The sequence below is a fragment of the Dyella sp. C9 genome (assembly GCF_003332825.1).
GTDB lineage: Bacteria > Pseudomonadota > Gammaproteobacteria > Xanthomonadales > Rhodanobacteraceae > Dyella.
The window spans coordinates 1-14,557 of sequence record NZ_QIRF01000020.1 but is presented as its reverse complement, the minus strand read 5'-3'; the positions used below and the strand labels follow the sequence as shown (position 1 = coordinate 14,557).

The 14,557-nt window shown below is 66.5% G+C and carries 10 protein-coding genes; 3 read left to right on the top strand and 7 right to left on the bottom strand.

Going from position 1 to position 14,557, the window contains the following annotated elements; all coding sequences use genetic code 11:
• From DVU99_RS17540 to DVU99_RS17510, 7 genes are all read right to left on the bottom strand, one after another.
• Positions 1-777 carry a ferredoxin--NADP reductase gene (locus DVU99_RS17540; RefSeq protein ID WP_114241527.1) on the bottom strand — a complete coding sequence of 259 codons (777 nt, stop codon included), beginning with the start codon at positions 775-777 and terminating at the stop codon, positions 1-3.
• Positions 778-1,012: 235 nt separating this feature from the next.
• Positions 1,013-4,459, bottom strand: coding sequence for a GH92 family glycosyl hydrolase (locus tag DVU99_RS17535; protein WP_232823645.1), 3,447 nt, complete (start codon positions 4,457-4,459; stop codon positions 1,013-1,015).
• A gap of 230 nt (positions 4,460-4,689) precedes the next feature.
• Positions 4,690-5,508: a heme ABC transporter ATP-binding protein gene (locus DVU99_RS17530; protein WP_198670370.1), complete on the bottom strand. Its 819-nt coding sequence runs from the start codon at positions 5,506-5,508 to the stop codon at positions 4,690-4,692.
• Positions 5,505-6,563: an iron ABC transporter permease gene (locus DVU99_RS17525; RefSeq protein ID WP_114241526.1), complete on the bottom strand. Its 1,059-nt coding sequence runs from the start codon at positions 6,561-6,563 to the stop codon at positions 5,505-5,507. Before DVU99_RS17525 ends, DVU99_RS17530 begins: the two co-directional genes overlap by 4 nt.
• Positions 6,560-7,417, bottom strand: coding sequence for a hemin ABC transporter substrate-binding protein (locus tag DVU99_RS17520; protein ID WP_114241525.1), 858 nt, complete (start codon positions 7,415-7,417; stop codon positions 6,560-6,562). The genes DVU99_RS17525 and DVU99_RS17520 overlap by 4 nt, the downstream gene beginning before the upstream one ends.
• Positions 7,410-8,498, bottom strand: coding sequence for a hemin-degrading factor (locus tag DVU99_RS17515; RefSeq protein WP_114241524.1), 1,089 nt, complete (start codon positions 8,496-8,498; stop codon positions 7,410-7,412). The genes DVU99_RS17520 and DVU99_RS17515 overlap by 8 nt, the downstream gene beginning before the upstream one ends.
• Before the next feature lie 12 nt (positions 8,499-8,510).
• Positions 8,511-10,808, bottom strand: a complete 2,298-nt coding sequence (locus tag DVU99_RS17510; protein ID WP_114241523.1) for a TonB-dependent hemoglobin/transferrin/lactoferrin family receptor — start codon at positions 10,806-10,808, stop codon at positions 8,511-8,513.
• A gap of 391 nt (positions 10,809-11,199) precedes the next feature.
• Between DVU99_RS17510 and ahpC the strand changes: the two genes are divergently transcribed.
• From ahpC to DVU99_RS17495, 3 genes are all read left to right on the top strand, one after another.
• Positions 11,200-11,763, top strand: a complete 564-nt coding sequence (gene ahpC, locus DVU99_RS17505; RefSeq protein ID WP_114241522.1) for an alkyl hydroperoxide reductase subunit C — start codon at positions 11,200-11,202, stop codon at positions 11,761-11,763.
• Positions 11,764-11,920: 157 nt separating this feature from the next.
• Positions 11,921-13,510, top strand: a complete 1,590-nt coding sequence (gene ahpF / locus DVU99_RS17500; RefSeq protein ID WP_114241521.1) for an alkyl hydroperoxide reductase subunit F — start codon at positions 11,921-11,923, stop codon at positions 13,508-13,510.
• A gap of 399 nt (positions 13,511-13,909) precedes the next feature.
• On the top strand, positions 13,910-14,557 hold a 648-nt coding region (locus DVU99_RS17495), incomplete at its 3' end, for a TonB-dependent receptor plug domain-containing protein (RefSeq protein WP_198670380.1).

Sequence of the window (14,557 nt, the reverse complement as noted above, 5' to 3'; positions counted from 1 at the left end):
CTACCTTTCAACAAACGCGCGTTCCACTACGTAATCGCCGGGTTCGCGCGTGCGCGGCGAGATCTGGAAGCCACGCCCGTCCAGCAGCGCGCCGGTGTCTTCCAGCATGGCCGGACTGCCGCACAGCATCACGCGGTCGGCCTGCGGATTGAGCGGGGGCAAGCCGGCCGCCTCGCTCATAAGGCCTTCCACGATCGCGTCGGTGAGCCGCCCTCGATTACGGAACGGCTCGCGGGTCACACTGGGGTAATAGAACAGCTTTTCGCGCACCAGTTCCCCCAGGTAATCATGCCGGGGCAACTCCTGCTCGATGTACTGGGCGAATACCAGGTCACTGGTCCGCCGCACGCCGTGGGCGAGCACGATGCGATCGAAGCGCTCGTAGGTTTCCGGATCGCGCACGATGCTCAGGAACGGCGCGAGCCCGGTCCCTGTGCCCAACAGGTAGAGATGCCTGCCCGGCCGCAGGTCGTTGAGCACCAGGGTACCGGTGGGCTTGCGGCTGACCATGATCGGATCGCCCGGCTTGAGGTGCTGCAGGCGGGAAGTCAGCGGCCCGTCGGGCACCTTGATGCTGACGAATTCGAGGTGCTCCTCGTAGTTTGCGCTGGCGATCGAGTAAGCCCGCAGCAGCGGCTTGCCCTCGACTTCCAGGCCCAACATCACGAAATGTCCGCTATCGAACCTGAAGCCTGGGTCACGCGTGGTGCGAAAACTGAAGAGGCTGTCGTTCCAGTGATGAACGTCGATCACGTACTCCGTCGCCAATGCCACCATCACAGCCACCGTTTCAGAGTGAAGAGATGTCACGCAAGCGGCCAGGCATCCTCTCGGGCGAACCTGGCTGAGGCCTCGAAGTGCGACCTGCAATGCCTAGGTACAAGTTTCAACGGGTCGAAGTCAATCCTTGCCCGCGCGCAAAAGCGCAGCGCCGAGCAGGCACACAAAATCACGCACGTCTCACATGCCGCCTGCTAGCCGGGCGAGGCGATGACGCCTCGTCCAACCGGATTCAACGCGGCACGCCCAGCCATTCGATTTCAGCCAGGCCCACGCCGTTGGACGGGGAGACATCCGCCTGCCAGCGGTAGTAGCGGAACGGCGCGGGATGGGCGACCGCGAACACCCGAGTCTGGCGTCGCCACCCGAAACGCTCATCGTGCCTACGATCCAGCACGACCCAATGCACGCCGTCCTGTGAACCTTGCAATGTCCATGCACCCGGATCGGAACCGCCGCGCGCCATCGATGTCAGCGTATACATCTGCACCTCCTGCGCGTGCGGGAACCGAACCTGCACGGCCGGCGACGCGCCCGGCAGCGTCGCTTCAGTGTCGGAGGTATTGTCGCTGAGCGACTTCGCGGCGGCCGGATCGCCATCAACCGAAACTTCGCCCTGCGCGGCATCCGCCAGGTCGAGCAAGGGCTGCGGCGCGTGCGAACCCTGCGTCAACGAGGGCAGCCCGGCGTTGCCCGCGCTTGCCCAGCTCGATGGCGCCGGCCCCATCTCGAACTCCAGCGTGGCACCTTGCGCCAGGTCGGCGTGCGCGAGCCAGCTTCGTTCATATGGACGGCCATTGAGCAGCACGCGCTGGATGTAGCGATTGCGATCACTCACTGCCGGGGCGCGGATATCGATGGTGCGACCGTTCTCCAGGTGGATCAGCATGCGCGGGAAGTACGGCGCACCGATGGCATAGGTGGGCGTACCCATGCGCAGCGGGTAGAAACCGGCTGCGCTGAATACCCACCAGGCCGACATCTCGCCATTGTCCTCGTCGCCGGGATAGCCCTGCCCGATATCGCTCCCCATGTAGAGGCGCGTCAGTGCATCACGTACCTTGTCCTGCGTCTTCCACGGCTGGCCGACCAGGTCGTACAGGTACAGGATGTGGTGCGAAGGCTGGTTGCTGTGGCCGTACTGCCCCATGCGTACTTCGCGCGCCTCCAGCATCTCGTGGATGGGATCGCCGTAGGTGCCCACGTGGAAATCGGTGCCCGCATCGAAGAACGCATCGAGCTTGCGCGCCAGCGCCGCGCGGCCGCCATAAAGGTTGGCCAGGCCCTGTGCGTCCTGCACGCCCTCGAACGCCATGTTCCATGCGTTCGTCTCGGTGTAGTCGCCACCCCAGGAAAACGGGTCGAAATGGGCTGCATCGATGCGCCAGTTTCCGTCGGCGCGACGCCCCACGAAGAATCCCGTGGATGGGTCAAACAGATGGACATAGCCCAGGGCGCGCGACTCGAAATATCGCGCATCCTCGGCGTAATGCCCGGCATACGGATCGCTGGCGTCGTGCGACTGCGCCAAGCCGCGCGCGAGCTGCGCCAGCCCGAAATCGTTGAGATAACCCGCCATCGACCACGACAGCCCTTCGTCGGTGCCGGTATCCACATAGCCCTGGAATACCGAGCGCTGCAGCCCCTTGCGCCCCGCACCGGGCACGTCGCTTACCACTGTCGCGTCCTTCAGTGCGGCCTGGTAGAACGAGCGCACGTCGAAATTGCGCACGCCCTTGTTCCAGGCATCGGCAAAGGCCACGTCGGCACTGGTGCCGACCATCAGGTCGGCATAGCCGGGTGACGACCAGCGTGCGATCCAGCCGCCGTCGCGGTACTGCTGCACGAAGCCGTCGATCATCTCGCCCGCCTGGGTAGGCGTCAGCAGCGCATAGGCCGGCCAGGCCGTACGGTAGGTATCCCACAAGCCATTGTTGACGTAAGGCCGTCCCGGGAGCACCCGCGCGCCGGTCTGCACGGGCGTCGACGCTGTCGTCGATGGCGAGAACGGGCTGGCATAACGGTAGTCGGGCTGCGCGGCGGTGCCGACGTTCTCATAGGCCTCGTTCGGATACAGGAACAAGCGGTAGAGGTTGGAATACAGCACCGTCTTGTCGGCCGCGCTTGCGCCCGGAATCTCGACCCTGCCCAGCAGCGCGTTCCAGCTTGCCGCCGCCCTCGCCTGCACGGTTTCGAAGCTGTCACCCGGCGCGATTTCCTGCTCGAGATTGCGCCGCGCCTGCTCCACGCTGATCAGCGAAGTGGCAATGCGCATGGTGACCGTGCGCTGCGCGTGCGTATCGAAGCCGAACCACGCCGCCACGTGGTCGCGCCCCTGCCCGGTGATCCGGCCGCTTTCACTCACCGGCTGGTCGAAGCGGGCATAGAAGAACAGCCGCGTAGCACCGGTCGAAAGGCGGCTGGCCACATCGGAGCACCCGCTGATACTCGCATGCACCGGATCGAGCGTGATGCCACCCCGGTCGTCACGGTTGTCGAACACCAGCTGGGAGCGATCGCCGACGAAGCTGAAGCGCATCATCGCGGCGTGGCTGGTGGGCGTCATCGCCACCACCATGCCATTGTCGAACTGCACCTGGTAAAGATCGGCCCGCGCCGTCTCGTGTTCATGCACGAAGGGCAAGGCGCGTGCGTCACGATCCAGCACGGGCGCCCCCTTGGCCGCGGCAGCCGGCATCACCTGGAAGGTCTGCCGGTCGCCCATCCAGGGACTGGGTTCGTGGCTGAGCGCGAATGCCTCGATGCGCGGATGGTTATCGGCGTCGTTGCGCTCCTGGTATTGGTAGATCCAGTCCGAGCCCGCCCGCGTGGTGGGTGTCCAGAAATTGAAGCCATGCGGCATGGCGACCGCGGGAAAGGTATTGCCTCGGGAGAAATGCCCGTTGGCGTTACTGCCACGCCGCGTGTCGACATATGCATTGGGCGGCGCGTCCGTCGCGGTAGCCGCCACTTCGCCAAGCCGCACATCGTCCAGATAGCCATGGAATGCCGGACTGCCGCCGGGCGCGTCCGCCACCAGTTCGATGGCCGTCACCGTCCGGCCCGCAGCCGCCGCGCCGACGTCGATATCCAGCGCATTCCACTGGTTGTCGTAGAGCACGTGGCCGACACCCTGCGCAAGGGCCTCCGCGGGCACCCGATACTGGTCGTGCGCGCCCAGGCTGGACAGGCGCGAACCGTCGGCGAACAGGAGATCGACGGCCACGTACTGCGCTACCCCCTGCGGCACCGTCTGCACGGGAAACAGCCGGTACGACAGATGCGTGCCCGCCATCACAGGGCGATGCAGCGTAAACAGCGTCAGCCGACGTGCGGCACGCGCACCGGTGGCTTGCGCGTCATAGCGCAGCGCGTGCGTGCCGCTGAAACCGACCCCGGGTCGCGAGGTGAGCGATTCCTCCCTGCCCGGGCCAGCCACAACCGCCACGCGCCAATCGCCACCGCTGGCAGCCGCCAAGCCGGGATCACCCGGCTCGAACGAACTGGCGAAGGCAGGCGCGCCGGCCACCGTCATCGTGTCCGTTGACGAAGCAGCCTCCGGGCCGGCCGCCGCCGCGGCACCCAGGCTGCACGCCAGCAGCAATGCCACCACCGGCGTCGCCAGCCTGGAGTGATTCGCCCTGCCCGACCTTGCCGCCGCCGGTGATCGATGCCTCATGCCGCTCTCCTTAACGCCCAGCCTGGCGATGTCGTCGCACCGATCCGCATCCCGCGATATGGATCGATCTAAATTCGCATCCAAAAAAATGTGGCGGGCCGCGACGGCGCGTCCGTCGTACCCATCCACGATCCACGCGCGCCCTGCATCGGCACCGCGCACGGCGGACTCTATCGCGCGGCTGCGGTTTAGGCTTGCTGCGTCGCGCAAGCGGGTATCCGTCCGGCGCGTCAGGCCGGTTCGATCAGCCAGCGGCCGTCCGGCGTGGCGATCCGCGCCAGCGGCAATCCGTAGATGCGCGAGAGCATTGCCGGATCGAGCACCTCGTGGGCGCTGCCATGGCGCAGCAGCTGGCCCTGCGCCAGCAAGGCCACTTCGTCGGCATAGCGGGCCGCCAGATTGAGGTCGTGCAGCACCGCGATGACGCCAAAGCCCTGCCCCGCCAAGCGGCGCGCAAGCGCCAGCAGTTCATGCTGGTGGGCGATGTCCAGCCCTGCCTCCGGCTCGTCCAGCAACAGCCATCCCGGCTCGGCGCGGCAGTCCCACACCTGCGCCAGGACCCGCGCTAGCTGCACGCGCTGCTGCTCGCCGCCGGAGAGTTCCAGATAGTCGCGTCCCGCCAGGTGCCGGGTACGCGTCAGCTGCATGGTCGTTTCGACGACTTGCCGATCCACGGCGCCGGGCGTGGTCGCGCCATGGGGGCTGCGCCCCAGCATCACCACTTCCTCCGCACGAAAAGCGAAGCCCAGTCGCACCTGTTGCGACAGCATCGCGCGCCGCCGCGCCAGCTCCGCCGGCTTCCAGCGTGCCAGCGGCTGCCCGTCGAGCAGCGCATCGCCCATCGACGGCCTGCACAAGCCCGCCAGCACGCCGAGCAGACTGCTCTTGCCAGCGCCATTGGGGCCCAGCAGTGCCAACACACGTCCCGGCCGTGCGCTCAGGCTCACCGCGCGCAGCACCTGCCGACGACCGTAGTTCAGATGGACATCGCGCGCCTGCAGCAGGTGACGCTCCATCGGTGACGACTGCCAGTCCACGGCGAGGTTCATGCACTTTCCCCGATACGCAGCCGCAGCAGCAGCCACAGGAAAAACGGACCGCCCAGCAACGCCGTGATCACGCCAATGGGCAACTCTGCCGGCGCTACCACCACGCGCGCCACCGCATCGGCGCCGATCAGCAACGCAGCCCCTGCCAGGGCCGACGCAGGCAGCAGCAATCGATGGTCCGGGCCCCACACCATGCGGATCACATGGGGTACCAGCAAGCCGACGAAGCCGATCACACCGCACATTGCCACCGCAGCGCTGGTGGCCAGCGCCGCGATGGCAATCAGCTGGCGGCGCAGGCGTTCGGTGCGAAAGCCCAGCAGGGCCGCTTCCCGCTCGCCCAGCAACAAGGCGTTGAGCGCCGCCGCATAACGCGGCAACAGGCACAGCGGCAACAACATCAACGGCGCTACCGCGGCCAGCTTCGACCAGTCGGTGCCGCCCAGGCTGCCCAGCGTCCAGAAACTGAGGTCGCGCAGCTGGTGTTCGTTGGCCAGGAACGTGAGCACGCCCACGCCGGCCATGGCGATGGCGTTGATCGCCACGCCGGCCAACAACAAGGTAGCCACGCCGGGCCGACGACGCCCGATCAGGTACACCACGATCGTGGCGGTGAGTCCGCCCAAAAAACCCGCACCGGCGATGCCAAACGACCCCATCACCGCCGGTGCGGCAGAAAGCACGCTGCCCCCCAGCACGATCATCCCGATCGCCCCGAGCGCAGCACCCGCGGACACACCGATCAAGCCCGGCTCGACCAGAGGGTTGCGAAACAGACCCTGCATGGTGGCGCCGCTGCACGCCAGGGAGGCTCCCACCAGCGTCGCCATCAGCACGCGTGGCAGTCGCAGCATCAGCACCACCTGATCATCACCCTGTGCCGCCGCGCCGGTCAGCCAGCGCCAAAGCGCGCCGGCGACCTCGACGAAGGACAGCGGCATGGCGCCGCTGGCGAGGCCCGCCATGGCCATCAGCAGCAACAGCAACACCAGCCCGCCCAGGGTAAGGCCATGAAGAGCACGCCCCTCGCCGCGCGGCAGGGCCACGACATTCATGGCTGCGCCGCCACGAAGCTGCGTTGCAGCGCCAGCTCGTGCTCGGCGTTGCGCGGACCAAAGCCCAGCAGCGCCTGGCCATCGACCAGCTCGACGCGACGCGCCTTGCCCGCCGGCGTAAGCGCCACGCCCGGCAGCTTGAGCACGCCATCGACCCCGCCCAGTTCCTCGGCACGCTCACGCATCAGCACGATGACATCGGGCGCCATGACTGCCAGCGACTCCGGCGACACGGCCTTGTAGCCGGTGAATGCGCCAGCCGCATTCACGCCGCCCGCCAGGGCGATCGCGCTGTCGGCAGCAGTGTCCTGCCCCGCCGCCTTGGGACTGCCAGCGCCCGCGGACAGCAGGAACAGCACGCGAGGGTGCCTGGGCATCGCTGCCACGGCACGCGCGAGGTCGGCGTACTCGACTTCGAGCTTGCCGGCCAATGCATCGGCCGCAGGCTTGCGCCCGAGCACCTGCCCCACCTGGCGAACCTTGGCCACCACCGCCGCCGGCGTGCGCGTGGTCGGCATCACCTCGATGCGTACGCCGGCATCGCGCAGCTGGCTGATGACGGCGGGCGGGCCGGCATCATGCGTAGCCAGGATCAGCTGCGGACGCAACGACAACACGCCTTCGGCTGCAAGCTGGCGCACGTAGCCGACATCCGGCAACTGGCGCGTGGCCGCTGGCCACAGACTGGTACTGTCCACGCCGACCAGCCCCTGCTGCGCATCGAGCGCGTAGACGATTTCCGTGATATCGCCCCCCAGGGCCACCATACGCGCCGGCGCGGTGCCCGCCGACGCTGCCAGCGGCAACAGGGCCAGCACGCAGGACAACATCGAGCTTGCCAGTCGCTTACGCATGGGCGGTCTCCCGGCCGGGCAGCCCGTCGGCCAGCGCGCGCCACTCGGTGAGCTCGGGCACGCCCGGCTTACGCTTGCCGAACACCTGTACGATCTGCCCGCCGGCGGCGTCATACAGCTCCAGCGACGTCACGTGACCTTCCGGCGACGGCTTGCGCACCACCCAGCTCTCCACCACGTGGTCCTCACGCAGGTGCAGGTTGAAGTCTTCGTCCAGCACGTTGAGCCACGGCCCCATCAGCTTGATGTTGCGTACCGGTCCGGTATGGATCTGCACCACGCCCGGCGACCCCACGAACACCATGATCGGCAACCCGCTCGCGGCCGCGGACTCCAGCACCACGCGGATCGCATCGTTGCCGACGCGCCGTGCGTAATCGCCTCCGGCCAGCCGCAACGCCTGCGTGCGCGTCACCTTGTGCTTCTTGAGCAGCGCAAAGAAATCATGCGGGTCACGCATACGGCCCCAGCGCTCGCGCAGGGCGTCCACGTCCACCTGGCCATCGTCCAGGCGCCGCGGCAGCGGATCCTCCACCGGCAGCAGTTCCAGCAACGGCGACTGCACCGGCGCGGCGAAACGCGCGACCAGCCCCGCCCACGCATCGTGCCGGCTCTGTTCGGTGAGGTAGACCTTGTGCACCGCGCGGCCATCGCCATCGAAGAATTGCAGGCTCTGCAACCAGCGCCCGCGCGACTCCTCGCGGACCGCGAAGCCGAACACCCAGTGCTTGAGGAACAGGCGCAGGTCGATCGCCTCGTTGAGCACCAGCCCCATGATGCCGGGGATCTCGATATGGTCGAAGCAGCCCTTCTTCTCGTGCACGCAGCTGTCGTTGCGGGTCAGCACCATGACGTGGCCCAGCTCGGGCAAGGCCTCGACCAAGGCAGGCCACGGCCCTTCCAGGCGAGTCACGCCATCACCGCATCGGCTGGCCACCAGCTCGGCCTCGCTCACGCCCAGGCGTGCCGCGAGGTCGCGGGCGCGCAGCCCGGGCTCGTTCTCGCGCAACTGGCGCCAGGCATCCAGCAGTTCGGGCAGCGAATGGGCAGGCGTCGCGCCCTGAGAGGTTTCGTTGTACATGGGGAACTCCCGTCAGAAGGCGATCTTGGCGGCGACACTGAAGGTGCGGCCGGGCATGGTGAGGCGGTCGGCCGGAATGCCGCCGGTGCCGGCATCGTTGAGGCCGTTGCCGCTGATCAGGTTGCCCAGCGCACCGCTGTTGAGGTTGCCCCAGTCCCAATACTTGCGATCGCCGAGGTTGCTGATGCCGGCGTACAGCTCGAGGTTTTCGATCGGCGTGTAATGCGCGTACAGGTCGAAGGTGGCGTAGCCCGGCGGACGGAACGTGGTGGGATCGCTCAGCTGCGGGTGGCGCCGCACGCCGGTGCCGATCAGTTCCGCGCCCCAGTTCGACGCGTCGTAGCTGATGCCCAGCACCAGCTTGGCCGGGTCCACCGTATTGAGCGGGCTGTAGCCGCTGTCGCCCGGCTGGACCAGGCGCCCTGTCGCCACGGCGGCATTGCCCTTGAGCGTCCAGCCCTGCAGTGCGTCGCTGAAGCGGCCCAGGCTCAGTGCACCACTGGCTTCCACACCCTTGATATAGGCCTTGGGCGCGTTGACCGCCTGGTAGAACAGGTTCATGCCCGGATTGACCTGCACCCAGTCGGGCACCTGCGACGCCTTCAGGGCGTAACCGGACCAGATGAAGTTGCGATAGCGGTTGTAGTACGCCGCCAGATTGAACCAGCCCGCGTCGCCCTTGCCGCGCAGGCCGATCTCGGCGCCACGACTGGTCTCCGCCTTGAGCTTGTCGTTCGGCAGATAGGCGATGTTGATGCTCGGGATCGGCTGCTCGCTCCACGCACCGGCAATCTCGCTGTACAGCGGCGGACGGAAACCGTAGGCGTAATCGGCGTACGCGCTCAGCGTGTCGTTGAAGCGCCACAGCACGCCCAGCTTCGGCGACGCATGGGTCTTTTCGTAGTTCTGGCGCACGTAGCCCGGGTTGTAGGCCGCATACAGCGCGTCCTCGTCGGGCTTGTATTCGTAGCGATCCACGCGCAATGCCGGCGTAACCGTCAGGCGGCCGTCGAGCAGGCCGATATCGTCCTGGCCGAACACCGAATAGCGGTCGGTGGTGCTGTCGGGAATCAGGTGCAACGGATAATTGCCGGGCAGGAAGGCCTTGGTGCTGCCGGTGGCGCCGGTCTTCTTGTTGATGCCGTAGCCGCCTGCATAGGACTCGGCATCGGTGCGCGACAGCTCCACGCCGTAGCTGATGTTCTGGCTGACCGCCGAACCCTCGCCCAGTTGCTTCACCGCCACCAGCTTGCCGCCAGCGACGGACTCCTGCAGCGGCAGGCTCTCGTAGAAGCGGGCCACCGTGGCGGTCTCGGTCTGGGTGTTGGTGCGCGTGCGGCTCTGCTGCCAGTACGCATTCCAGTCCAGCGTGTCGGCCAGCGCGCTGTTGAGCTGCGCGTACGACTGCCCGACGCTGACCCGCACGCGGCGATCCTCGTCCTGCGAGTTGTAGTACTTGGCCGCGGAGGTGATGTTCGACAGGGCGTCGGTGCGCACGCGCGTCTGCGAGCCATCCACGATCACGCGATCCGTGCGCCCACTGTCGGCGGCATGCACGTACTTGCCCAGGAAGCTGTCCTGCCCGTAAGTCTGCGGATCCGGCCGCGTGCGCGTGGCACCGCTGCCGCCCACGTCCCCCATGTTGTCCGTTTCATGGCCTTCACGGTGGTTCGCCACGAACAGCACGCCGTTGTGCGCATCGCCACCGGCCAGCGTGAGCGTGGAGGTAAGGCTGCGGTCGGTGCTGTCGTACTGCTCCTTGAGCGAGGTGTAGACGCCATGCCCCGGACGCAGGTAATCGGCAGGGTCCTTGGTGGTGAGGCTCACCACGCCACCCAGCGCGTCGGACGGATACAGCGCCGATACCGGGCCACGCACGATCTCGGTCTGCTTGATCTCGTCCAGGTCGATGAAGTTGCGCCCGGCGCGGAAGCTGCCACCCGCCACATTGGCGCCGAACGAGGCCGGCATGGACACGCCATCGATCTCGATGCGCGTGCGGTTGCCGGACAAGCCGCGGATGTTGAAGCTGTCCAGCCCGAAGCGGCCGGCCGTACCGATCACCGACACACCCGGCTCGTACTGCACCAGGTCACGGATATTGAGTACCAGGTGGCGATCCATCTGCACGCGATCGATCACCGACACGGTGCCGGGCGTGGACAGCTGGATGGTGGGCGCCAGCGCGGTGACCTGCACGCTGGGCAGATCGGTGGCAGCGGAGGCTTCGGGAGCCGCCGGTTCGGCGGCCAGGACAGGGAGGGACAGCAGCGCGCCGATGACGGCGGCCAACGGAGTGGGACGCAACATGGAAAATCATTCCTTTGCCAAGCGTGGAGTTCACGCGGCTAGCTGGCAAAGGGGCTGGGAGAGGTGCCCCGGCTGGCGGCCGATGTGGGGACGGAGCGCCTTCCGGCGCCCCTGCAAATGCGAATGTATCGCATTTGCATATGAGTCGTAAACTCTTTCGTCACATCGGGCATGAGACCGGCGAAACGTCGCAGCCGCCTTGGAAAAACGGCGTCGCGCCGCCATTTTCAAGTGGCCGGACAGCTTTCCCTGATAGATCAGCGCGATACGCGCACCCCGACTGGATCATAGATACAGTCAATGGCCACAATGCCAACAATCAATTGGCCCTATCAAGATGAAAGCTTTACGCTTTGCCCCTCACCAACCACAACCAACGGAAAAACCAACGATGTCGTTGATCAACACCGAAATCAAACCGTTCAAGGCCCAGGCTTACAAGAATGGCCAGTTTGTCGAAGTGACCGATGCCTCCCTGAAGGGCAAGTGGTCCGTGGTGGTGTTCTACCCCGCCGACTTCACCTTCGTCTGCCCGACGGAGCTGGAAGACCTGGCCGACCATTACGAGCAGTTCCAGAAGCTGGGCGTTGAGATCTACGCCGTGTCGACCGACACCCATTTCGCTCACAAGGCGTGGCACGACACTTCGGACGCGATCAAGAAGGTCAACTACACCATGATCGGCGACCCGACCGGCGCCATCACCCGCAACTTCGACGTGATGATCGAGGAAGAAGGCCTGGCCCTGCGCGGCACCTTCCTGATCAACCCGGAAGGCCAGATCAAGCTGTGCGAAATCCACGACAACGGCATCGGCCGCGACGCGTCGGAGCTGCTGCGCAAGGTGAAGGCCGCCCAGTACGTGGCGTCCCACCCGGGTGAAGTGTGCCCGGCCAAGTGGAAGGAAGGCGAGAAGACCCTCAAGCCGTCCCTCAGCCTGGTTGGCAAGATCTAAGTTCATCGCTTCACCATCTTGCGGCCCGCTGCATCGGGCCGCCCTGGACCCGGCGTCCTGCCGGGTCCGCTTTACCCCCTAGACCAAGGCGCGCAGACGCCCGGCCAACATACCGGGTGCCCGTGGCGCTCACCCCGAATAAACCGATGGAGTCACCATGTTGGATGCCGATCTGAAGTCCCAGTTGCAGGCTTACCTCGAAAAGGTCGTCCACCCGATCGAGCTGGTGGCCTCCCTCGACGCCGGTGAGTCATCGCAGGAGCTGAAGGGCCTGCTGGAAGACATCGCGCCGCTGTCGGACAAGATCGCCCTGCGCCTGGACGGCAACGACGCGCGCAAGCCGTCCTTTGCCATCCATCGCACCGGCACCGATGTCAGCGTGCGTTTCGCCGGCATCCCGATGGGCCACGAGTTCACCTCGCTGGTGCTGGCCCTGCTGCAGGTGGGTGGCCATCCGCCCAAGGTTTCGCAGGAAGTCATCGACCAGGTGCGCAGCCTCGATGGCGACTTCCGCTTCGAGACCTTCATGTCGCTGTCCTGCCACAGCTGCCCGGACACCGTGCAGGCGCTGAACCTGATGAGCGTGCTCAATCCCAACATCAAGCATGTGGCGATCGACGGCGCACTGTTCCAGAACGAGGTCGACGAGCGCCAGGTGATGTCGGTGCCCACCGTGTATCTCAACGGCGAACTGTTCGACACCGGCCGCATGCAGATCGAGCAGATCGCCGCGCGCCTGGACAGCAACGCCTCCGCGCGTGCGGCCGAGCAGATCAAGGCCAAGGCACCGTTCCAGGTGCTGGTGGTCGGCGGCGGCCCGGCCGGCGCGGCTGCAGCCATCTATGCGGCCCGCAAGGGCATCCGCACCGGCGTGGCGGCCGAGCGCTTCGGCGGCCAGGTGCTGGACACCATGGCGATCGAGAACTTCATCTCCGTGCCCTACACCGAAGGCCCCAAGCTGGCCGCGTCGCTGGAGCAGCACGTGCACGAATACGACGTGGACGTGATGAACCTGCAGCGCGCCGAGAAGCTGATCCCGGCTCACCGCGAAGGCGGCCTGCATGAAGTGGTGCTGGCCAACGGCGCCTCGCTCAAGGCGAAGACCGTGATCCTCTCCACCGGTGCCCGCTGGCGCAACATGAACGTGCCCGGCGAGCAGGAATACCGCAACAAGGGCGTGACCTACTGCCCGCATTGCGATGGCCCGCTGTTCAAGGGCAAGCGCGTGGCGGTGATCGGCGGCGGCAACTCCGGCGTCGAGGCCGCGATCGACCTGGCCGGCATCGTGGGCCACGTCACCCTGCTTGAGTTCGACAGCAAGCTGCGCGCCGACGAGGTACTGCAGCGCAAGCTGCGCAGCCTGCCCAACGTGGACATCATCGTCAGCGCGCAGACCACCGAGGTGCAGGGCGACGGCCAGAAGGTGACGGGCCTGAGCTACACCGACCGCAGCAGCGGCGAAAGCCGCACGGTGGCGCTGGAAGGAGTATTCGTGCAGATCGGCCTGCTGCCCAACACCGAGTGGCTCAAGGGCACGCTGCAGCTGTCGCCGCGCGGCGAGATCGAAGTGGACGTCCGTGGCGAGACCTCGGTGCCGGGCGTGTTCGCCGCCGGCGACGTCACCACAGTGCCGTACAAGCAGATCGTTATTGCCATGGGCGAAGGCGCCAAGGCTTCGCTGAGTGCCTTCGATTACCTGATCCGCCTGCCGGTGGAACAGGAGCAGAAGGAAAGCGTCGCGGCCTGATCCGCCCCGCACAGAGCCCCGTGGCCTCGCCCCGCGCGATGCCGCGGGGCTTTTTTTTGCGCGCACGAACCTGCGTCAGGCCAACTGGCACAAGGCTTATAACCGGGCGTTCTACTGACATGAGAAACGCTCATCTCGCAAAGCCTTTCAATCGTTCAAATCTCGCGTTTTCATAACAACACGGCTCGACGCCGGGGCGCTTGCGCCCGGCACACCGTCGAGCGCCGGGCATCCCCATGCCCGGCACCAGGGGATCCATTTCTCCAGACGCTGCCGCCGGTGCGGGAGTCGACGATTTCCGCATGCGCATGGATGCGCTCGGTGCCAGCACCTTACCGTGCATCCTTCGAGAGGCGAGACTTGAACAACCAGACTGCGTTACGGCCGCGCGCCATTGCCATGGCGCTCGCCACCCTGATGACCGTGGGCAGCTTGCCGGCCTTTGCCCAGTCCACCACCGGCAGCATCTTCGGACAGGTCCCCGCCAACGGCGGCCAGACCGTGGAAATCAAGAGCACCACCGGCCTGAGCCGTACCGTGACGGTCGACGACCGCGGCCGCTACAACGCCACCGAACTGCCGCTGGGCACCTACACCATATCGCTGCTGCACGACGGGAAAGTGGTCGATACGCGCAGCGACGTCAGCCTTCGCGTGGGCAGCGGCACCGAAGTCTCGTTCGACACCGCATCTGCCAAAAACCTCGGTGCGGTCAGCGTGTCCGCCAACGCCACGCCCCAGATCGACGTCACCAGCGTCGACTCGCGCACCGTCATCACCGCGCAGGAGCTGGCCCGCCTGCCGCTGGCGCGCTCGGCGGAGGCCATCGCGCAGCTGGCTCCCGGCGTCACCAACAACAGCGGCGGCTACACCGGCCCCACCGGGCAATCGCTGGTGAGCTTCGGCGGCTCGGCGGCCAGCGAGAACGCGTATTACATCAACGGCTTCAACACCACCGACCCGCAGCGCGGCCTGGGCGGCATCACCCTGCCCTACGGCGCGATCGACCAGCAGGAGATCTACACCGGCGGCTACAGTGCCCAGTAC